The following is a 20,808-nucleotide window of genomic DNA, read 5'->3' as shown; positions in this document are numbered from 1 at the left end:
GTTCCATAACTTATTGCGCAGCCGAAATTTTCTGGGGAGTGGCGCGTGTCGTGCTAGAGGCGGCATATGACTCGCCTCCTGCTACTCGCCCGCCACGGCACCCACGGCGAGGTCGACCATGTGCTGAGCGGGCGGTCGGAGATCGCGTTGAGCGAGCGCGGGCGCGATGAAGCGGCGGGGCTCGCGCGTCACCTAGCGGGCGTCGATTTGAGCGCGATCTACGCCAGCCCGCGTCGACGCACGGTCGAGACCGCCGTCGCGGTGGCGCGACCGCGCGGGATCGACGTGGTCCATGCGCCGGCGCTCGACGAGATCGACTTCGGGACGTTCACCGGCCGTGACTTCGTCGCGCTGGAGGGTGATCCCGACTGGCAGCGCTGGAACGCGGAACGCGGCAGCGCGCGTTGCCCCGGCGGCGAGACGATGGGCGAGGCGGTGGCGCGCGCCGTCGCCCTCCTTTCCGCCGCGGGCGAGGGGACGACGCTGTTCGTCACCCACTGCGACGTCATCCGCGGTGCGGTGGCGCACTGGCTTGGGCTGCGCTTCGAGCGGATGTTCCAACTCGGCTGCGATCCCGGCTCGGTGACGACGCTGGCGCTCGACGCGCACGGCGGCGCGACGCTGGTCGCGCTCAACGAGCGGCCGTCAGCGTTCCACCCACTGATCTGAACCGTGCTCCTGCGAACGCAGGAGCCCAGAGCCCGAAGCGGAGTGCTCGTGCCCCTAGGCTCCTGCGCTCGCAGGAGCACGCCGGCGGCTCACGCCCGCTGGCCGAGGCCAGCGGGTGCTCGGCTCAGATCCCGACCTTGAGCGTCAGCCGGATGTCGCGCCCGGCGAGAGGGGCGAAGTCTTTGAGGAAGCTCGAGTGGCGGCGCGCCAGCACGTCGAAAATATTGTTGGCCGAGAGCAGGATGCTGGTACGATCGCTGGCGCTGCCGAAAGGATGGAACGACAGCGAGGCGTTGGTCATCGTGTAATCGTCGGTGCGCGTCTCGAAGGCGGCGGTGCGGTTCTGCGGGAAGACGTGCTCAACCTCGACCCGCCCGCCGAGCCGATCACCTTGCGCCTCCAGGCCGCCGAGCACGCGCGCCGGTGGGATGCGCGGCACGGGGCCGAGGTCGACGATGTTGGCGCGGACATAATCGCCGAGCAGGTCGGCGTTGATCGTGTAGCCGCCCACCTGCGCCAGCCGCAGCGAGGCGTCCGCCTCGAAGCCGTAGTAGCGCGCGGCCTGCTGCTGGTACTGGAAACAGGGGAAATCGACCGCGTCAGAGCGCGCCAGGCAGACCGACTGATCGACCTGGTTCTCCGAGATATAATTGCTGAACCAGTTGTAATAGGCCGAGGCGTCGAGACTGAACCCGTCACCGTGCGCGTGCAGCGTGGCCTCGAGACCCCAGGACTTCTCCACCTTGAAGTCGGCGCTGCCGAGCTCATAGGCCTGGGTGCCAGCGTGCGGCCCGTTGGCGAACAATTCCTCGGCCGACGGCGCGCGCTCGGTGTGCGAGCCGTTGACGCCGATACGCACGTCGGGTGCCACCTCGTAGGAGGCGCCGAGCGAGCCCGACAGCGCGTCGAACGATCTTGTTCCGTTGAAGAAGCGCGTGTCCACGCCGGGCGCGCGCGCGGCCAGGTCGGTGGTCTCGTAGCGCAGTCCACCCTCGGCGCGGAAGCCGCCGAGCGACACCTGCTGCAAGGTGAACAGGCCGAGCTGGTTGGTCTCGTTGCGCGGCAGGAAGGCTTCGTCCCCCACCACGTTGAATTGGCGATTGAAGACCTGCACGCCGCTGGCGCCCTGCCAGCCGCCGCGATTGGCCTGAACCAACTCGAGCCGTCCCTCCAGCCCATTGTTGTAGAAAGCGGTGCCGACGCTGCCGTCCTCTTCCAGCTCGAAGTGGCGATAGGTGGCGTGGCCGACGCGGATGCGAATGCGATCAAGGAAGCCGCCGCCGGTCTGCACCTCGCCGCGAAGGTCGACTCGATTCTGGACGACGCTGAGCCGCGGCGCCTCCTGCTCCTGGCCGACCGCGGTGGCGTAGCGGATCGGCACGCCGTAGAGGCTGTCATAGTGGCTGTACGACACGCCGAGATTGCCCGTGTCGGTGATGATCGAGGCGCCGACGCCCGCGGTCCAGGTCTCCGCCGCGGAGTTGGGGAGCCGGTCGCGCAGCGCGGCCGACGCGGCAAAGTCGATCGGCTCGTCGCTGTCCTGCGGCAGGCCGACCTGGCTCAGCGCCGCCGCGCGCGCCTGCGGCGACAGCAGATAGCCCCGCCCGGTCCGCAGGTTGCCGCTCTTCAAGTACGAGCCGTCGACGTGAAGAACGAGCGGGCCGGCGACCTGCGCGTCCGCCGCGGCGCCGACCGAGCGCTCGTCCGCGGCGCTGCCGTAGCTGCCGATCGCGTCGGCGCGATAGCCGTTCTCGGGGATGGCGCGCGGGATGCGGCGGTCGACCACATTGACCACGCCGCCGATCGCCGATGAGCCATACAACAATGCCGAAGGGCCGCGCAGCACCTCGATGCGCTCGGCGAGCAGCGGATCGATCACCACCGCATGGTCGACCGAGGTGTTGGAGACATCGATCGAGCCGATGCCATCGGTCAGCACGCGGATACGGTCGCCCTGGAAGCCGCGCAGGATCGGGCGCGAGGCGCTGGGACCGAAGGAGGTGGCGGAGACGCCGGGCAGGCGCGCCAGCGTCTCGCCGATCGTCGGGCGCAGCTCGCGAGTCAGCTCGGCGCCGCTGAGCACCGAGGTGCCCTGCAGCACATCGGCCTCGCTCTGCCGGATCGGCGCGGTGACGATTACGTCGTCCGAGCGGTGCGGATCGCGCTGGCGGGCGCTGCCGGCACCGCCGCTCGGATCGGCCTCGCTCGGGGCGGCGGGCATCGGGTTGGTCTGAGCGATGGCGGGAGAGGCGAGCGGCGCGAGCGCGACCGCGGCGAGGAGGATCTTCTTCATGAACGACTCCGACTGGAGCCGTTCCTCTAGCGCCATGTTACAACATATCAAGACCGGTATCACGGTCGTGCTCGTCGCGTTCCACCGCATCGAGTATCTTGCCGCCGGCGATGAAGACGACCCCGGTGCAGGCGGCGAACATCAGCCAGCCGCTCGTACCGGGCAGATGATGGACATAGTTGAAGCCGCGCTCCACCGCGCCGGTGGCGAGCGCGTAGATGACGAGAAAGGCCTCGAACTTCGTCTTGACCGCGAACAGCCGCTTGAACCGCTTCCACGGGCTGGGGCGAGGGCGCGCGCTCTGGGCGAGTGGCGGTCGGCGACGGGTCACGGGTGGCTTATAGCGCTGGAGTGTCAATCGTTCGCAAAGATGCGCCGGAGTGCAGGGCAATCGTGCCGCCATCGCGCGTCGCCTCGGCGAAAGCCGGGGCCCAGTTGGGTAGGCCTCGGTGGGACTCGCTGACGTCGCCCATTTTGACTCCGGCGTTCGCCGGGGTGGCAGCTCGGCGGGCGCGGACCGCGTTCGGTGTCACTCACCCCAGCTCCCCCAGCCCCAGCACCTCCAGCAGCACGCGCCGCGCCGACTCGATCTGCGCGATCAGCCGCGGGTCCCCGATCGAGTCGGGCGCGATCGACTCGGGCCAGTGGCGCTCGATCACCGCCGCGATCGTATCGAGACGCGCGGAGTCGACGAGGAATCGTGGGTCAACCGTCGCTGGATCGCACACGACGCGCAGGCGAAGGCAGGCCGGCCCGCCGCCGTTCGCCATCGACTCGCGGACGTCGACCACCTCGACCCGGCGGATCGCGCCGTTGCCGGCGAGGTGGCGCTGCACCCAACTCCAGATCCGCGGGTTGGCGCGCGCTTCCTCGGGCACGACCAGTGTCGTCGCGCCATCGGGTGGCGTCACCAGCTGGGCGTTGAACAGATAGGAGCCGATCGCGTCCTCCAGCGTCACCTCGGCGGCGGGGACCTCGACGATCTCCGCCTCGGGCAGCAGCGCGGCGAGCGCGTCCTGCAGGCCCGCGCGATCGGCGAAGGCCTGCTCGTGCGCCAGCAGCACGCGCTCGTTCGCCACCGCGACGACGTCGTTGTGGAAGGCGCCCGCCGCGATCGCCGCCTCGGCCTGCTCGACGAAAAGGGTCCGCGCCGGGTCGAGCCGGTGTGCGCGCGCCACCGCGCGGCTCGCCTCCAGGTGCTGGCGCGCGGGGAAGGGACCGCCGGTGGCGCCGTAGACGAACAGCTCGATCCCGCGGGCGCCATGGCCGGCGCACAGCCGCATGTGATTGGCCGCGCCTTCGTCCCCGAAGGGCGCGGGGATGGGCGCGTGCACCGCGAAGGCGGGATGAGCGAAGGCGAGCCGCAGCTGCGCCAGTGTCGCGGGCCACTCGTGGCTGCGATGCGGCATGGTCACCAGGTTGGCGACGGTGAGATGGCAGCGGCCGTCGCCGGTGTCGGCCGCGGGCGAGACGGTCGCGGCATTGGCGGCCCACATCGCCGAGGCGGACAGCGCGCGCGCGCGCAGGAAGGGCGCCGCCGCGGCATAATCGGTATGGAGCGCGGCCAGCCAGCCATGATCGGGGCGCGGGTGCGGCAGCAGCACCCCCTGAACCAGCCCGAGCGCGAGATTGGCGCGCATCTTCGCCACCCCCTGCAGCGCCGCGGCGCGCGGGTGCGCCACCGCGCCGGCATTGGCGGTGGCGGCGAGATTGCCGGGGCTGAGCCCGGCGTAATTGTGGCTGGGTCCGACGATCCCGTCGAGGTTGATCTCGCGCAGCAACGTCATATCCGCCCGATCCAGCTCACCGTCGCGCCCGGCTCGATCGCCAGCGCCGCGGCACAGCCGGGGTCGAGCGCGACCCCGCCGTTTACTTCCCGCACGGCGCCATAGGCGCAGCGGAAGGCGCCGAGCCGGCCCGTCGCGACCAGCGCCTCGACGCCGCCCCCGGCCTCGTCGACCGTCACCAGCTCGGCGTCGCGCGCGTCGCGGACGGTGCGGACCTGGTCGGTGCGCGCGGTCATGGTCGGGCCGCCGTCGAAGATGTCGACGTAATTCTCGAACGCGAACCCCTCGAGCTCGAGCATCCGCATCGCGGCGCGGCCGGAGGGATGGGGCAGCCCGATCGCGGCGCGCGCGCCATCGGTCAGCATCGCGGTGTAGATCGGGTGTTTCGGCATCAGGTCGGCGATGAACTGGTGACCGTTGATCGCGTTGAATTCATCCGCCTGCTGGAAGCTCATGCCGAAGAAGCGCCCGGCCAGTCCGTCCCAGAAGGGGGAGCCGCCGGCCTCGTCGATCACGCCGCGCAGCTCCGCCAGCGTCCGCTCGGCGAAGCGCTGGCGATGCGTGCGGATGAAGAGGTAGCGGCTCCGCGCGAGCAGCAGCCCGAGCCCGCCGGCGCGCTCGCCGGGGTGAAGGAAGAGACCACCCACCTCGCTCGCGCCCTCCAGGTCGGTGGTGAGCGTCAGCATCTCGGCGCGGAAGGTGCGCTCCAGCTCGCGGCTGTGCTGGGTCAGCGTGCCGATGCGATAGCTGTAGAAGGGGTGCTTCTGCCCGACGTGCGTGATCAGCTGGCAGGTCCCGCGCACCTCGCCGGTGGCGGTGTTCTCCAGCATCAGCACGAACAGCTCGTCGCGCAGGTCCGCGGTGTCGCGTCCGAACGCCTCGGCGCAGCGCGTCAGCTTGGCGCCGAGCGCGGTGCGATCGGGCGGCAGGTTGGTGAAGCCGCCGCCGGTCAGCTTCGCCATCTCGTACAGATGCGGCAGGTCGCCCTCGCGCGCGGCGCGGATCACGAAGCTCATGCTAGCGCCCCCTCGGCGATCCGCAGCATCGTCACCGCGGACAGGGCCGCGCGCTCTCTCAGACTGTCGACGATGAGATACTCCTCCGCCGAGTGGATCGCGCCGCCGCGCACGCCCATCGTGTCGACCACGGGCACGCCGCAGGCGGCGATATTGTTGCCGTCGCAGACGCCGCCCGTGTCGCGCCAGGCGATCGCCTGGCCGAGGTCGGCGCCGCTCGCGCGCACCAGCTCGAACAGCCGCGCCGCGCCCGCGTCGATCGGCTTGGGCGGGCGATTGAACCCACCGTGCACCTCCACCGTCACCTCGTGCACCGCCGCGACCTCGGCCGCGGCCCGCGCGACCAGCGCCTGTGCGCGCGCGATCTCGCCCGCGGCGGCGGGGCGGAAGTTGACACGCAGCACGGCGAGGTCGGGGACAACGTTGTTGGGCCCGCCGCCGTCGATCCGCGCGGGATTGACCGCCAGCCGCGGCGAGCGCTCGGCGTGAAGCCGCAGCGCCAGCGCGCTCGCCGCCACCACCGCGTTGCGACCGTCGGCGGGGTTGCGGCCCGCGTGCGCCGCGCGCCCGCGCACCACGATCGAGAAATTGCCGGTGCCGCCGCGCGCGCCCGCCAGCGTGCCGTCGGGCAGCGCCGGCTCGTAGGTGAGTGCCGCGACCTTGCCGCGCGCCGCCTCCGCGAGCAGCGTGGCGGAGGAGAAGGAGCCGGTCTCCTCGTCCGAGTTGATCACGACGTCATAGCCGAAGCGCGTTCCCTCGGCCTCGACCGCGAGCAGCGCCTCGAGCATCAACGCGAGGCCGCCCTTCATGTCGGCGACGCCGGGTCCGTTGAGCACGCCGGACTCGCGCCATGCCACTGCCTGGAACGGGTGGTCCACCGGGTAGACGGTGTCGAGGTGGCCGGTCAGCAGCAGCCGCACCGGCGCCTCGGGCCGTACCGTCACGCGCAGGTGATGGCCGTGGTCCAGCGCGGCGACGCTGCCGTCGGCGCCGACACTCTCCGCCGCGCCGGGCTCGACCAGCGTCACCTCGCCCGGCAGCGCGGCGAAGGCGTCGGCGAGCACCTCCGCCATCGCGGCGCACCCCGCCAGGTTGCGCGTCCCGCTGTTGATCGCGGCCCAGCGCTCGACCCGCGCCAGCATCCGCGCCGCGTCGAGCCGCTCGACCGCGCCGCTCTGCCCTCTCGTGAGTTCCCCCATGGCAGGCAGCCTAGCGGCGTCCGCGGCGCGAGGCCAGCCGGGCGTCAGCCGGGCAGCTTGAGGTGCCGCGCGAAGGCGTGCAGCACGTCGCGGTAGAGCTGCTGCTTGAAGGGCACGATCAGCTCGGGAAGGTCCGCCGGCTCCGCCCAGCGCCAGGCGCGGAACTCGGGGTGCGGCGTGTCGATGCGGATGTCCGAATCGGTGCCGTCGAAGCGGAACAGGAACCAGCGCTGGCGCTGGCCGCGATACTTGCCCTTCCACACCTTGCCGATCATCTCGGGCGGCAGATCATAGAGGAACTCGTCGGGTGCCTCGGCGATCAGCGTCACCTTGTCCGCGGTGACGCCGGTCTCCTCCCACAACTCTCGCGTCGCGGCGGCCCGCGCGTCCTCGCCGGGATCGATCCCGCCCTGCGGCATCTGCCACGCCTCGAGCACGTTATCGAGCCGCTGCCCGACGAAGACGCGGCCCTCGCGATTGAGCAGCATCACGCCCGCGCAGGGCCGATAGGGGAGGTCACTGGGATCGGTCATGCCGCTCGCCTTAGCGCTGTCGGGCGAAGCGGTGAAGCGCCGGCAACGGGGTCGACTCGGCTCAACGCGCCGTCGCGTCGCCGCGGTGGAAGAGGTGGAGCAGCCCCGCGATCGCGCCGCCGACCGCCAAACCTACCACCCCGGACAGCGTCGCGGTAAGCAGCCAGCCGAGGACCGCGCCTAGTGCCGGTGCGCCGTGCTCGACCCGCTCGGCGAGATGGTGGACGAGATGCTGGGGCGCGCGCCACCCCAGTGTCTCGGCGCCATGGAGCAGGATGCCGCCGCCGACCCACAGCATCGCCGCGGTGCCGATCACCGCGAGCCAGCGCATCAGCACCGGCACGCCCTTGACCAGCCCGCGCCCGATCGCGCGCAGCGGCGCGGACGGACTCTCGGCGAGGTGCAGCCCGACATCGTCGGCCTTCACGATCAGCGCCACCACGCCGTAGACGCCAGCGGTGATCGCCACCGCCACCACCGCCAGCGTGATCGCCTGGGTCAGCAGCGGGGTATCGGACACCTCGCCGAGCGCGATCGCCATGATCTCGGCGGAGAGGATGAAGTCGGTGCGGATCGCGCCCGATACCTTCTGGCGCTCCAACTCGGCCGGGTCGGTCGCCGCGTCCGCGGTGTCGTCGTGGTGCTCGCCCGAGAGTGCCTCGATCACCTTCTCGGCGCCCTCGAAGCACAGATAGGCGCCGCCCAGCATCAGCAGCGGCGTGATCGCCCATGGCGCCCAGGCGCTCAGCCCGATCGCGATCGGCAGTAGGAAGACGATCTTGTTGCGCAGCGATCCCAGCGCGATCTTGCCGATGATCGGCAGCTCGCGCTGCGGCGACAGGCCGGTGACGTAGCGCGGCGTCACCGCGGTGTCGTCGACCACCACGCCCGCCGCCTTGGTCCCGGCCTTGGCCGCGGCGGCGCCGACGTCGTCGAGCGAGGCGGCGGCGAGCCGGGTCAGGCCCGCCACATCGTCGAGCAGCGCGACCAATCCGCTGGGCATCATCTATCTCCCTGTTCGCGCGCGCTGATGCCCGGCGCGTCCGGGACTGTCGAGGGGCGGTGTGTGCTCAGCCGTCGCTCAGGCCGATGCCGATCGAGGCGCGCGCCGCCTCGGCCTCGTTCGACACCACCGGATAGGCGCAGTAATCGGCGGCGTAATAGGCGCTCGGGCGATGGTTGCCCGACCAGCCGATGCCGCCGAACGGTGCCGACGAGGAGGCGCCGTTGGTCGGCTTGTTCCAGTTGACGATGCCCGCGCGCGCGCCCGCCCAGAAGCGGTCGAACAGCGCGGGTGTCTGGCTGATCAGCGAGGCGGACAGGCCGTAGCGGGTGGCATTGCCCTCGGCGATCGCCGCGTCGAAATCGTCGACGCGCACGACCTGGAGCAGCGGGCCGAACAGCTCCATGTCCGGCCGCTCGGCCACGTCGGTGACGTCGATGATGCCGGGGGTGAGGAACGGTCGCTCGGGGTTGGGGCGCGCCATGTGGCGGATCGGGCGGCCGCCCTTCATCATCAGCGCGAGGAAGCTCTCGCTCAGCCCGTCGGCGGTCTCATTGTCGATCACCGGCCCCATGAAGGGCTGGGGCTCGTCGTGCGGCGCGCCGATGATCAGCCGGTTGGTCAACTTGGTCAGCTCGGCGAGCAGTCCGTCGGCGAGTGTGTCCTGGACGATCAGCCGCCGCGCCGCGGTGCAGCGCTGCCCGGCGGTGGTGAAGGCCGATTGCGCCACCAGCACCGCGGCGGTGTGCAGGTCGGGCGTGTCCCACACCAGGATCGGGTTGTTGCCGCCCATCTCGAGCGCGAGGATCTTCTCGGGCTTCTCGGCGAAGGCGCGGTTGAGCGCGATGCCGGTGCGCGCCGAGCCGGTGAACAGCAGCCCGTCGATGTCGGGATGTGCGGCGAGCGCGCGACCCTCCGCCGGTCCGCCGACGACCAGGCGCATCGTCTCCTCGGGCACGCCCGCGGCGTGGAGGCACTCGACCAGGAACAGCCCGGTCGCGGGGGTCTTCTCCGACGGCTTGAACACCACCGCATTGCCCGCGATCAGCGCCGGGACGATGTGGCCGTTGGGCAGGTGCGCCGGGAAATTGTACGGCCCCAGTACCGCGAGCACGCCGTGCGGCTTATGGCGTAGCGCCATGCGGCTGTTCATCGGCGCGTCCATGCGGCGCTGCGCGGTGCGCTCGGCATAGGCGGTGACCGAGATGTCGACCTTGGCGATCACGCTGTCGACCTCGGTGCGCGCCTCCCACAGAGGCTTGCCCGTCTCGCGTGCGATCACCTCGGTGAAGGCGTCGGCGCGCTGGCGCACCACGTTGGCGAAGCGGCGCAGCGTCTCGATGCGGAAGGAGAGCGAGCGCGCCGCCCAGGGCACGAAGCCCTCGCGCGCCGCGGCGACCTCCTGATCGACGTCGCTCGTCGGGCCGCGCCAGAGCTCGGCGCCGGTGGCGGGCTCATACGAGATCATCTCTGCCATGGCGTCCTCTTCGCGCACTTTGCGTAACTTGCCAATCGGGTGCGGGGCGCGCACGCTGTGCTCTGCTGGCATCATCCTGAGCTCGTCTCAGGATCTACCGGGCCGCGAACAACGGATCGTCCGCTGCTGCCGCACCGTGGATCCTAAACGAGTTCAGATGCCGCTGAGGGATGAGGCGGCTTATTGTTGCCCGTGCTCCTGCGCACGCAGGAGCCCAGGATAACGGAGCGAGGCGCTCGTTGCTCTGGGCCCCTGCGTGCGCAGGGGCTCGAAGCGATCCGACCGCCCCTCTCACCCCAGCGCCGCGGCCATCTGCCGGATCGACGCGAGCTTGGCGCGGAACGCGCCCCAGTCGTCGCGCTCGGCGATCGGCGCCCAGATCGCCTCGACCTCGTCGATCAGCATCGCGCATGGCTCGCCCCGCCAATACGCATGGTCGCGTGACGTGCGTGCCGCATAACCCGCCAGCGTCGCGCGCGCGGCGTCCCACTCGGCGCCGTAGCTCGCCGGCAGCTCCTGCGCGAACACGTCGAAGAAGAAGCGGTCGAGCCCGACCCCGCTCGCCCGCAGCGCGCGCTCGACCGCCTGCACCAGCGTGCCGTCGCTCGCGTCGCCGCGCGGCGCGCGCCCCATCCGCCACAGCAGGGCCTCCGCTACCGCGGGCTGATACACTTCGCCGAAGCGGTCGAGTGCCGCGACCATCGGGTCGCTATCCGCGATCAGCCGCAGCGAGGAGGCGAGCTGCATCACGTCCCACAGGATCGCCTCGGGCTGGCGACCGAAGGCGTACAGCCCGGCATGGTCGAAATAGGCCGCGGTAAAAGCCGGGTCCCAGGTCGGGGCGAAGCGCCACGGGCCGTAGTCGAAGCTCTCGCCGGTGACGTTGATGTTATCCGAGTTGAGCACGCCGTGGACGAAGCCCGCCGCCATGTAGCGTGCCGCCAGCACCGCAGTGCGCGCCACCACCAGCTCGAGCAGCCGCACCGGGTCGTCGCCGTCCTCGCCATACAGCTCGGCGAGGACGTAGCGTACCAGCCGCCGCATCGCCTCCTCGTCGCGATGGTAGGCGAGCCGCTGGAAGGTGCCGATGCGAATATGCCCGTGGCTCAGCCGCACGAGCACCGCCGAGCGCGTCGGCGAGGGCTCGTCGTTGCGCTCCAGCGCCTCCCCTGTCTCGATCAGCGAGAGACTGCGCGAGGTCGGCACGCCGAGCGCCTCGAGCATCTCGCTCGCGAGCACCTCGCGCACCCCGCCCTTGAGCGTCAGCCGGCCGTCGCCGAAGCGGCTCCATGGGGTCTGTCCCGATCCCTTGGTGCCGAGATCGAGCAGGCGCCCCTCACGATCACGCAGCTGCGCGAAGGTGAAGCCGCGGCCGTCGCCGAGATCGGGGTTGTACGAGCGGAACTGGTGCCCGTGGTAGCGCAATGCCAGCGGCTCATCGAGGTTGTCCGGCAGCGGCGCGAAGCGGCCGAGATGCGTGACCCATTCCGCGTCGTCGAGCCCGCTCAAGCCGGCCTCGGCCGCGGCGCGATCGTTGCGGAAGCGCAGCCGGGTCTGGGGGAAATCCGCCGCGCGGACGGGATCGTAGAAGGGCTCGCCGAGCGACAGGATCCGGCGCTCGGGGCGATATGCTTGCGGGTCGAAGGGCATGCGTGGATATGGGGGGCGCGGGAACGGGGAAGCAAGCATGGCGGGATTTCGCGACGTCTACTGGTGGTCCGCCGACGGACTGCGGCTGCACGCGCGCGACTATCCCGGGCCTGACGGCGATACCGCCCCGCCGCTGCTGTGTCTGCCCGGCCTCACCCGCAATGTCCGCGACTTCGAGCCGCTGGTCGCCGCGCTCGGCGGGCGACGGCGCGTGCTCGCGGTCGAATTCCGCGGCCGCGGCGAGAGCGGCTATGCCAAGGACCCGATGACCTACGTGCCGCTCACCTACGCGCAGGACGTGGTGGCGCTGCTGGCCGATCAGGGGCTGGCGCGTGTCGTCGCGGTGGGCACCTCGCTCGGCGGGATCGTGACGATGCTGCTCGCGGGCATGCTGCCGGGGCGGATCGCGGGCGCATTGCTCAACGACATCGGTCCGGCGATCGAGCCCGGCGGACTGGCGCGCATCCGCGGCTATGTCGGCCGGCCCAGCGTCTATCCCACTTGGCTCCACGCCGCGCGCGGGCTGCAGGAGGCGAACGGCGACGTCTATCCGGACTGGCGGATCGAACAGTGGCTGGCGATGGCCAAGCGGCTGTACCGGCTCAACAGCGCGGGGCGGATCGTGCTCGACTATGACCTCAAGATCGCCGAGCCGTTCCGCCTTCCCGGCGGCGAGGCCGGCCCGGATCTGTGGCGCGCCTATGCGGCGCTGGGCGAGGCACCGGTGGTGATCTCGCGCGGTGAGCGCAGCGACATACTGAGTGACGCCACCGCGCGTCGCATGGTCGAGGCGCTGCCGCGCGCCGAGCTCGTGTCGGTGCCGGGCGTGGGTCATGCGCCACTGCTAGACGAACCTACGCTGTTGCCCGCGATCGACGGACTGCTCGCCGCGACCGCGGAACCGCCGCGCTAGCGGTTCGTCTCGCTGGGTCGGGGTGAGCGAGAGGACCAGCATGACCGACATCAGTGACGCGCACAGCGCGCGGACGTCGCTCGAGGGGCGGCGCGCGATCGTCACCGGCGGCACCACCGGGATCGGCCACGCCGTCGCGGTGCTGCTGGCCGCCGAGGGCGCGCACGTCTACCTCGCGGGCACCGACCAGACGATCCTCGACGACGCGCGCGCGCTCGCGCTCGCGCGCGGGCGCGAGGTCGGCATCGGCGACGTGCGGGTCGCGCTGGTCGAGCCGGGGTTCACCGGCTCGGACATGCAGCTGCCCGACCTTCCACCCGAGCAACCGCGCGCCATGATCGGCGAGGAGAAGATGCTGCGCGCCGAGGACATCGCGGTCGGGGTGCACTACCTTCTCACCCAGCCGCGCCGCGCGGTGATCCAGCGGCTGACGATCAGCCCGCACGTGCAGGACGGGGACTGAGCGCCATGGCCACCCACTTCTCCCACGACGCCCTGGTGTTCGGCCCCGGCGACGTCGACCTGTCGCGCTCGCCGCTCGCGGGCCATCTTGACGCCGAGACCTATGTGCTCGGCGCGTTCAACCCGGGCATGACGCGACTGGCCAACGGCAACCTGCTGCTGATGGTGCGGGTCGCCGAGGCGTTGCGCCACCCGGTGCGGGACCAGCAGATCCACGCCATCCGCTGGGACGGCGGGCGCTACGTGCTCGATGCCTGGCCGCTGTCGCTGGTCGACACGTCCGACCCGCGCAAGTTCATGATGCGCGGCGGCGGCTGGAAGGTGATGGCGCTGACCTCGCTGTCCTGGCTGCTGCCGGTCGAGCTCGACCCGAGCGGGGCGCGGGTGGAGGCGGTCCATTACGATCGCGCGATCGCGCCGCGCGCGAACTATCAATGCTATGGCGTCGAGGACGCGCGGATCAGCCGCGTCGACGGGCGCTACTACATGACGAGCTGCTCGGTCAGCCCCGAGCGCCACTGCACCACGCTCTATACCAGCGTCGACGCGCTCGACTGGCGGTTGGAGGGCATCGTGCTCGACCATCAGAACAAGGACATGCTGATCTTCGAGGGCAAGGTGCGCGGCGCCTTCTGGGCGCAGACTCGGCCGCTCGGGGACCTGTACTTCGCTTATCCGCCCGACAGCGAGTGGCGCGCCGGACCCTCGATCAACCTCGCGACCTCACCGGACGCGCTCCACTGGAAGCCGCTCGACGCGCCGGGCATCCGCCCGCATGCCAAGACGATGGCAACCGCGCGCATGGGCGGCGGCGCGCCGCCGGTGCTGACGACGGTGAACGGGCAGGAGGGTTGGCTTACCCTCTGGCACGGCGTCGAGCCCTCGGGTGTGGTCGGGATATACCGCACCTATTGGACGCTGCTCGACCGCGACGATCCGTCGCGTACGCTAGCCACCAGCGACGACGCGCTGCTGGAGCCCGCGCCGACTCTGACCGAGCCGCTCAAAGAGCAGATGTATCTGGACAACGTTGTTTTCACCACTGGTATCGCCGACGGCGGCGATCACTGGGTGGTGGCGAGCGGGGAGGCGGACCTGGCGTGCCGGATCACGCACGTGCGCAAGGACGCGATCGGCTGATCGTGTCGGGTGCCGGCACCGCATCGCGGCGGTGCCGGCCGACGGCTCAGTTGCTGTCCGAATTGTCGCCTTTGTCGACCGCGATAACCACGCCGGCGACCACCACGGCGGCGGCCAGCGCCAGGCCAACGATCGCACCGGGGCCGGCGAGCTCGCTGTCGCCCTTGGCGGCGGTCGCGGCGCGCGCCGATTTGGCGACGGAGAGCGAGGCGGCGGGGTTGGCGGCGACGGCGAGCGCCGGCGTGGCGGTGAGCGCGAGCGCGCTGCTCGCCGCGATGATCGACTTCAGCATGGTAAAGAACTCCCTTGGCCCTGCGAGCGGGGGCAACGCCCGGACCTCTCGCAAGTTGCTTTGAGCACGTGAGTTCGCTGAGATCGCCGGCAAGTTGGTGCATGCCCCGGTTCCCGGCGCTATGTGGCGGACATGTCACAGCCACTCTCGCTCCTCCACGTCCTGCCGAGCTTCGATCTCGACGCGCGCGGCGCGCGCGTGGCGCGGCTGATGACCGCGTTCGGTGATCGCGCGCGACACCGGCTGGTGATCGCCGACACCGGCCGGCTCGCGGCGCGGCAGCGGATCGGCAAAGGTGTCCGCTACGAGATCGCGCAGGAGGCGGCGCCGCTCGCCGGCAAGCCGTCGTTCGCGCGCTACGAGGCGTTGGCGAAGCTCATGCGCGGCCACGACCTTGTCCTGACCTATGACTGGGCCGCGATCGACGCGGTGATGGCGCGGCGCGTGTTCGCGCGCGGGCTGCCGCCGGTGATCCACCACGAGGACGGCTTCGTGGATGCGGAAGCCGGCGGGCTGCGGCGCGACCGCACCATCTACCGCCGCCTCGCGCTCTCCGCCGCGCACGCGCTGGTGGTGCCGAGCCGAGCGCTCGAGCGGATCGCGCTGGAGACCTGGAAGCAGCCGCGTGTCCGGGTCCATCGCGTCGGAAACGGCGTCGCCACCGCGCTCTACGCCGAGCGGCCCGACCCGCGCGCGCTCCCGGGCTTCGCCCGCAGCGAGCGCGAGCTGACGATCGGTGCGGTCGGCGCGCTGCTGCCGCACAAGGACCTGCCCGCCCTGGTGCGTGCGGTGGGCGGCCTGTCGACCCGCTTTCGCCTCGTGATCGTCGGCGACGGCCCCGAGCGCGAGGCGATCGAGCGCGCGGCACTGGCGATGGGGATCGATGATCGGGTCGTGCTCACCGGCGCGGTCGAGCGGCCCTATCGCTACATGGGGCTGTTCGACCTGCTCGCGCTGTCGTCGGCGAGCGAGCAGACGCCGACCAGCGTGATCGAGGCGATGGCGGCGGGGCTGCCGGTGGTGAGCCCGCCGGTCGGCGACGTCGCCGAGATGGTCGCGCCCGAGAACCTGCCCTTCGTCACCGAGCATCACGGCGAGGTGCGGCTGCGCGACGCGATCCAGGCGCTCGCGCTCGACCCAGCGCTGCGCGGGCGGGTGGGGGCCGCCAACCGCGCCAAGGCCCGTGCCGAGTTCGACGAGGCGGACATGATCGCCCGCTACGGCGCGCTCTACGCGGAGGCCGCGGGGCGCCCGGCTTGTCTCGGTTGAGTCGCTATTTTGTCGCGCTCACGCCCGATTGCTTTATACGGACGCGCGCCGTGTCAGTGAAGGAAGTGGGAAGAGCGTGTTCAAGGGGCTGAAGCCGATCGTCTATGGAGGCCGCGAGGTGTGGCCGCTGGTGGAAGGTGGCAAGGGCGTCGCCGCGACCAACCATGCCTCGGCGGGAGCCTGGGCCGCGGCCGGCGGGATCGGCACGGTCTCCGCCGTCAACGCCGACAGCTACGATCCCGAGGGCAAGATCATCCCGCAGATCTACCGCGCGCTGACGCGGCGCGAGCGTCACGAGGAGCTGATCGCCTATGCGATCGAGGGCGCGGTGCAGCAGGTGCAGCGCGCCTGGGAGATCGCCGGCGGCAAGGGTGCGATCAACATCAACGTGTTGTGGGAGATGGGGGGCGCGCCGCGCGTGCTCCACGGGGTGCTGGAACGCACGCGCGGTCTGGTCTCGGGCGTCACCTGCGGCGCCGGCATGCCGTACAAGCTGAGTGAGATCGCCGCTTCCTACAACGTCAGCTACCTGCCGATCGTCAGCTCGGGGCGCGCCTTCCGCGCGCTGTGGAAGCGCGCTTACTCCAAGGCGAGCGAGTGGCTCGCCGCGGTGGTCTACGAGGACCCCTGGCTCGCCGGCGGGCACAACGGCCTGTCCAACGCCGAGGACCCGCTCAAGCCCGAGGATCCCTACCCGCGCGTCAAGGCGCTGCGCGAGACGATGCGGGAGGGCGGTATCCCCGACAGCACGCCGATCGTGATGGCCGGCGGCGTCTGGTATCTGCGCGACTGGAACGACTGGATCGACAATCCCGAGCTGGGGACGATCGCCTTCCAATATGGCACGCGCCCGCTGCTGACGCGCGAGAGCCCGATCCCCGAGGCCTGGAAGGCCAAGCTGATGGAGATCGAGGAGGGCGAGGTGCTGCTCCACCGCTTCTCCCCGACGGGCTTCTACTCCTCGGCGGTCCGCAACCCCTTCCTCCGCTCGCTCGAGGCGCGGTCGGAGCGACAGATCGCTTTCTCGACGCAGGAGGCGGGCGACCACGTCTTCCAGCTCGACGTCGGCGTGAAGGGCAAGAACTTCTGGGTGACGCGCAACGACCTGCTGCGCGCGCGCCAGTGGTTCGGCGAGGGCTTCACCGACGCGCTCAAGACGCCCGACAACACGCTCGTCTTCGTCTCGCCCGGTGAGAAGGCGGAGATCCGCAAGGACCAGGCCGATTGCATGGGCTGCCTCAGCCAGTGCCTGTTCTCGAGCTGGGCCGACACCGAGACCAACTCGACCGGCCGGCTCGCCGACCCGCGCAGCTTCTGCATCCAGAAGACGCTGCAGGACATCGCGCACGGCGGTGACACCGACCAGAACCTGATGTTCGCCGGGCATGCCGCCTATAATTTCAAGCGCGATCCCTTCTACTCGAACGGCTTCGTGCCGACGGTGCAGCAGCTGGTGGATCGCATCCTGGCGGGCGACTGAGGCGCATGTCGCCGCTCGCCGCCGCGTTGGACGAGGTGGCGACGGCGCTAGGCGGCGCGCACGATCCGTGGTGGGTGATCGGCAGCGCGGCGGCGTGGCTCCACGGGGTGGAGACGCCGGTCGCCGACGTCGACGTGCTGCTCAGCCGGCGTGACGCGCTCGTCGTCGCGACCGCTTGGCGCGGTGAGAAGGCGGTCCGTGGACCGAGCGACCGCTTCCGCTCGTCACCGTTCGTGCGGCTGGAAGGGGCGTCGCTGCCGATCGAGCTGATGGCCGCGCTTCACGTTTGCTCGGCGGGGCGATGGCTCGCAGTTCGGCCTCGGACTCGGCAGTCGATCGGGCCCGTCTATGTGCCCGAGCCAGCCGAACTTGAGGCGATGTTCACGCTCTTCGGCAGACCGAAGGACGATGAACGGGCGGGGCTCCTCCGTACCATCGTGGACCGATCTTCCGCCGGTCCACGTTAGTGTCGAAGAGGGGCCGTCGGTCCGTCCCGGCCACGAGGCACCGCCGGAACGGACGAAGTTCCGCCGACGTGGGCCCGCCTCAGTCGACCACGGTGCCCACGACCGCGCCGCCGACGCCACCGACCGCCGCGCCCTTCTCGACGCTCTTGCCCGTCACCGCCGCGACGCCGGCGCCGCCCGCACCGCCGATCGCCGCGCCGCGCAGCGTCGAACAGGCTGACATGCTCATCGCGCCGGCGACGAGCAGGGTGGAGAGGAGCATCTTACGCATGGATCAACTTCCTTAGCTATGAGGTGCTCGCTCCAATGACGCGCGATACGATGGGTTCCGTCGCGCAACCTTTCGTCACGCCTTCGCCGCGACAAACGCTCAGCCACGCGACAATGATGACGCGGGCGCAATATCGCGGACATGCCGGCGACAAGCGGGCGGGCGAGGGAGAGGGCGAGGAGATCGCGCATGTATCACGACCACGACGCCGACTATCACGCCGCCCGGGCCCGTGACGAGGCAGTTCGCGCCATCGTCGCCAGCAGCGACGCGGCTGCGGCCATCCACCAGGAACTCTGCCTGCGTTACACCGGCCGCCTTCTCGTAGCGCTGGTTCTCGGCACGGTAGGACGCGGGCGCGAGTGAGCGGTGAGCGGCCGATGTCTCGCCGGGACCCTCGGGCTGGCCAAGCGGCCGCACCGAGGGCCGAGGCTCGACCAGTTTGGTAGGCGCGACGATCCATAAACGAACGCACTGAGGCGCTGACCTCCAATCGTAGGTCGTCGCCAGGTCGGGGCGTTAGTCCCAGGCAGCGAGCAGGATAGTCGCTCCTGGATCACGCCGACCCGGCGGCGCGCGCGGTGTCGACCGAGAGAAGCGCGTCGAGCGGGTAATTGGCCCCGTTGACGGTGACGATCGTGCGGCCGTCGAGCATCATCGCCGAGCTGATCGTCCCCGCCGCCGTGACCGCCCCGTTGATCGTCGCCCCGTTGACGTCCTTGGCGACGAGCGAGAGCGTGTAATTGCCCTCTGGCGCCTTACCCCCCAGCGAGGTGCTGCCGTCCCACGCGATCTTGCCCTTGGTCGCGGGGCTCAGCGCGATCGTCTTCACGACCGACCCCTTGCTGTCCTTGATCTCCGCCACGAGTGCCGCCGGCACTTGATTATATTGGTACGACCAATTCGCTGGCTTGTCCGCCGTCAGTCCCGCGACCTGGGTGTCGAAGCGGGCGTCGCGCCCGATGTACGAGGACGCCTGCGCCAGTTCCTGCGACGTCAGCTTGCCCAGGATCGTCTTCAGCGTGCTGTTCTGCTGGATCGACTGCTCGGTCTGCGCGAACTGCACCAGCTGATTGGTGAATTGCGCCGTGTCCATCGGGCTGAGGGGGTTCTGGTTCTGGATCTGCGACGTCAGCAGCTTCAGGAACATGTTGAAGTCGGCGCTGATCACCGGCTTGCTCTCGGCCGACGCGGTCGCCTCACCGCTCTGGTCGAGCGCGGCGCGGGCGGCGGCGGCTTTCTGCGCGGCAGCCTTCTCGGCGGCGGTGCTGGCGTCGGACGTGCCGATCGGGGCGGTCATGGCTCAAACTCCTCAGGCGAAGACATCGATCAGGCCGCTCGCGCGGAGCCGGCGCGGCGCGGGACTGGCGCTCGGTCGATCGGTCGCGGTAGCGGCAGGCGCGGCGTAGCGCTGGTCGCGCGGGATCGGCGCGTCCCAGCGCTGGCTGCCTCCCGATTGCCGCTCCGAGAAGTGGAACGACTGCGCATCGGCGCGCACGCCAGCGTCGGCCAGCGCGCGCTGCAATTGGTCGAGATCCCGGCGCAGGAGGTCGAGTGCGGCGCGGTTGTCGCTGGCGACGACCGCGCGAAGTCCGCCGTCCTGACCGAAGCTCAGTTGTACGTCGATCCGGCCGAGGTCAGGGGGATCGAGCCGCAGCGTGACATGATCACGCCCGTCCGCGACACCGCGCGCCAGCGCCACGCCCGTGTCCTGTCCGATGGTGCCGAGACGCGCGAACCCACTCGCACCGCCGCTCGGCGCGGTGCCATCGTGCGGTGCATAGAGACGCGTGACCTCTCGCAGCGCGGCGACGTCGATATCGCCCCCGCCGGCTCGCGCGACGGCGGGGCACAGCGTCGGGACGGCGGCCGCCCCCGGCGCGAGAGCGATGGGCGGAATGTTGAAGGAAAGGAGAGGGCCGGCATGGTGCGCGGCCGCCCCCGCGGGCGTGTTGCGGGCGACGTCGGTGAACGATGTCTCTCGGCTGAGGTCATCCGCCTTCGCTTGGCTCCACCTTCCATCGGGCGAGATGGCGGCGCTGGTCACGAGGTTCGTGCCGGCGGGCGCTCCTGCCTTCAGCGGTGCGGAGGCCAATTTCCCCTTCCGAACCGACGTCTCTGCCGGTGCGGACGCGTCCGCCCTGCCCACATGGGTCGGCACGCCCAGCGGGATCAGCACGCCGCCCGCCGCCCCGATGGTGTCCGATGCGCTCGCTGTCTCCGCCGTCGACTCGTCGAGATCTCCGCTCTGCGTCGTCCGGTCCTCGCCGCGCGTGTCGTTCGTAGCGACCGCTTCGCTGTCGTCGGTCGGTACCGGGGGGACGACCTCGTCGGCGATCGGCGTGACACCCTCGGTGACGGCGACGCCGAGGAGCGGCCCGCCACCGAGCGCGATGGTGGTGGCCACGGGCGTCGGGTGGGACGTCGGTGCGGCGGGGTCCGGTGCGGCGGCGTCCGCGGCATAGGGGGTGGGCTTGGCAGAGACCGCGACCGTCCGGTTATCGTCACCTTCCGCCGCGGAGTTCCCGTGACCGGGCGCTCCCACCCCGACGGTAGCGGCAGTTGTCGAGATCCCGATGATCAGCGCCGGCATCGGCGACGACGGGAGACGGAACGTGTCGCCGCCCGGCTGAAGACCGCTGGCGGCACCGATGGCCGCAGCGTGGCCGAGCGATGCGACGCCGCTCGCCGCTTTGTCGTGCGCCTCCGTTCCGCCGCCTTCGCGCAGCTCACCCGCCAGCATCCGATCGAAGCTCTCCGGGAGGTGGCCATCATCGTCCCCCGGCGCTTTGATTGGGGGCGATAGCTGACCGCTGCTCGCGGCGGAATGGACGTTGATCACCGGCACGCTCGCTCCACAATCCAAGGGTCAGGTCCGTCCTTCATA

The 20,808-nt window shown here is 70.7% G+C and carries 21 protein-coding genes; 8 read left to right on the top strand and 13 right to left on the bottom strand.

Going from position 1 to position 20,808, the window contains the following annotated elements; genetic code table 11:
- Positions 1–66 precede the first annotated feature (66 nt).
- Positions 67–669, top strand: a complete 603-nt coding sequence (locus tag K7957_RS04575) for a histidine phosphatase family protein (RefSeq protein WP_223010745.1) — start codon at positions 67–69, stop codon at positions 667–669.
- A gap of 124 nt (positions 670–793) precedes the next feature.
- Here the strand turns inward: K7957_RS04575 and K7957_RS04570 are convergent, their stop codons facing one another.
- The 9 genes from K7957_RS04570 to K7957_RS04530 form a co-directional block, all read right to left on the bottom strand.
- Complete coding sequence (locus K7957_RS04570; protein WP_223010744.1) at positions 794–2,962, bottom strand: TonB-dependent receptor; 2,169 nt, start codon at positions 2,960–2,962, stop codon at positions 794–796.
- A gap of 37 nt (positions 2,963–2,999) precedes the next feature.
- Positions 3,000–3,293: a hypothetical protein gene (locus K7957_RS04565; RefSeq protein WP_343228297.1), complete on the bottom strand. Its 294-nt coding sequence runs from the start codon at positions 3,291–3,293 to the stop codon at positions 3,000–3,002.
- 202 nt (positions 3,294–3,495) lie between these two features.
- Positions 3,496–4,749 (bottom strand): N-succinylarginine dihydrolase, encoded by a 1,254-nt coding sequence (locus tag K7957_RS04560; protein WP_223010743.1) that lies wholly within the window; start codon positions 4,747–4,749, stop codon positions 3,496–3,498.
- Entirely contained in the window at positions 4,746–5,765 is a 1,020-nt protein-coding gene (locus tag K7957_RS04555) for an arginine N-succinyltransferase (RefSeq protein WP_223010742.1), read from the bottom strand. The genes K7957_RS04560 and K7957_RS04555 overlap by 4 nt, the downstream gene beginning before the upstream one ends.
- Positions 5,762–6,964 carry a hydrolase gene (locus K7957_RS04550; RefSeq protein WP_223010741.1) on the bottom strand — a complete coding sequence of 401 codons (1,203 nt, stop codon included), beginning with the start codon at positions 6,962–6,964 and terminating at the stop codon, positions 5,762–5,764. The genes K7957_RS04555 and K7957_RS04550 overlap by 4 nt, the downstream gene beginning before the upstream one ends.
- Positions 6,965–7,008: 44 nt before the next feature.
- Positions 7,009–7,497: an RNA pyrophosphohydrolase gene (locus K7957_RS04545; RefSeq protein ID WP_223010740.1), complete on the bottom strand. Its 489-nt coding sequence runs from the start codon at positions 7,495–7,497 to the stop codon at positions 7,009–7,011.
- 61 nt (positions 7,498–7,558) lie between these two features.
- Entirely contained in the window at positions 7,559–8,500 is a 942-nt protein-coding gene (locus K7957_RS04540; RefSeq protein ID WP_223010739.1) for a DUF808 domain-containing protein, read from the bottom strand.
- Positions 8,501–8,567: 67 nt separating this feature from the next.
- A complete protein-coding gene (gene astD / locus K7957_RS04535; protein WP_223010738.1) occupies positions 8,568–9,977 on the bottom strand; it encodes a succinylglutamate-semialdehyde dehydrogenase in 1,410 nt (469 codons plus the stop codon).
- Between the two features lie 291 nt (positions 9,978–10,268).
- A complete protein-coding gene (locus tag K7957_RS04530; protein WP_223010737.1) occupies positions 10,269–11,627 on the bottom strand; it encodes a protein adenylyltransferase SelO family protein in 1,359 nt (452 codons plus the stop codon).
- Positions 11,628–11,664: 37 nt separating this feature from the next.
- Between K7957_RS04530 and K7957_RS04525 the strand changes: the two genes are divergently transcribed.
- The 3 genes from K7957_RS04525 to K7957_RS04515 are packed head-to-tail and all read left to right on the top strand — an operon-like array spanning position 11,665 to position 14,142.
- Entirely contained in the window at positions 11,665–12,540 is an 876-nt protein-coding gene (locus K7957_RS04525) for an alpha/beta fold hydrolase (RefSeq protein WP_223010736.1), read from the top strand.
- Positions 12,541–12,580: 40 nt separating this feature from the next.
- Positions 12,581–13,003 (top strand): hypothetical protein, encoded by a 423-nt coding sequence (locus K7957_RS04520; RefSeq protein WP_223010735.1) that lies wholly within the window; start codon positions 12,581–12,583, stop codon positions 13,001–13,003.
- A 5-nt stretch (positions 13,004–13,008) separates the two neighbouring features.
- Complete coding sequence (locus tag K7957_RS04515; RefSeq protein WP_223010734.1) at positions 13,009–14,142, top strand: glycoside hydrolase family 130 protein; 1,134 nt, start codon at positions 13,009–13,011, stop codon at positions 14,140–14,142.
- Positions 14,143–14,188: 46 nt separating this feature from the next.
- Here the strand turns inward: K7957_RS04515 and K7957_RS04510 are convergent, their stop codons facing one another.
- Positions 14,189–14,434: a hypothetical protein gene (locus tag K7957_RS04510; RefSeq protein WP_223010733.1), complete on the bottom strand. Its 246-nt coding sequence runs from the start codon at positions 14,432–14,434 to the stop codon at positions 14,189–14,191.
- Between the two features lie 132 nt (positions 14,435–14,566).
- On the opposite strand from K7957_RS04510, the gene K7957_RS04505 reads away from it, so the two are divergent.
- The 3 genes from K7957_RS04505 (at position 14,567) to K7957_RS04495 (ending at position 17,650) form a co-directional block, all read left to right on the top strand.
- Positions 14,567–15,703: a glycosyltransferase family 4 protein gene (locus K7957_RS04505; protein ID WP_223010732.1), complete on the top strand. Its 1,137-nt coding sequence runs from the start codon at positions 14,567–14,569 to the stop codon at positions 15,701–15,703.
- A gap of 76 nt (positions 15,704–15,779) precedes the next feature.
- Positions 15,780–17,183: an NAD(P)H-dependent flavin oxidoreductase gene (locus tag K7957_RS04500; RefSeq protein ID WP_223010731.1), complete on the top strand. Its 1,404-nt coding sequence runs from the start codon at positions 15,780–15,782 to the stop codon at positions 17,181–17,183.
- A 5-nt stretch (positions 17,184–17,188) separates the two neighbouring features.
- Positions 17,189–17,650, top strand: a complete 462-nt coding sequence (locus K7957_RS04495; protein WP_223010730.1) for a hypothetical protein — start codon at positions 17,189–17,191, stop codon at positions 17,648–17,650.
- Positions 17,651–17,729: 79 nt separating this feature from the next.
- Here K7957_RS04495 and K7957_RS04490 read toward each other — a convergent pair whose 3' ends face one another.
- A complete protein-coding gene (locus tag K7957_RS04490) occupies positions 17,730–17,921 on the bottom strand; it encodes a hypothetical protein (protein ID WP_223010729.1) in 192 nt (63 codons plus the stop codon).
- Between the two features lie 189 nt (positions 17,922–18,110).
- On the opposite strand from K7957_RS04490, the gene K7957_RS04485 reads away from it, so the two are divergent.
- A complete protein-coding gene (locus K7957_RS04485) occupies positions 18,111–18,287 on the top strand; it encodes a hypothetical protein (RefSeq protein ID WP_223010728.1) in 177 nt (58 codons plus the stop codon).
- A 190-nt stretch (positions 18,288–18,477) separates the two neighbouring features.
- Here the strand turns inward: K7957_RS04485 and K7957_RS04480 are convergent, their stop codons facing one another.
- Together K7957_RS04480 and K7957_RS04475 are read right to left on the bottom strand one after the other, a co-directional pair.
- Entirely contained in the window at positions 18,478–19,221 is a 744-nt protein-coding gene (locus tag K7957_RS04480; protein ID WP_223010727.1) for a flagellar hook assembly protein FlgD, read from the bottom strand.
- A 12-nt stretch (positions 19,222–19,233) separates the two neighbouring features.
- A complete protein-coding gene (locus tag K7957_RS04475; protein WP_223010726.1) occupies positions 19,234–20,769 on the bottom strand; it encodes a flagellar hook-length control protein FliK in 1,536 nt (511 codons plus the stop codon).
- Positions 20,770–20,808: the final 39 nt, after the last annotated feature.

It is taken from the genome of Sphingomonas yunnanensis, assembly GCF_019898765.1.
Lineage (GTDB): Bacteria > Pseudomonadota > Alphaproteobacteria > Sphingomonadales > Sphingomonadaceae > Sphingomonas > Sphingomonas yunnanensis.
Note: the sequence above shows the minus strand (reverse complement) of the source record. Positions and strands in the feature narration are given on the sequence as shown.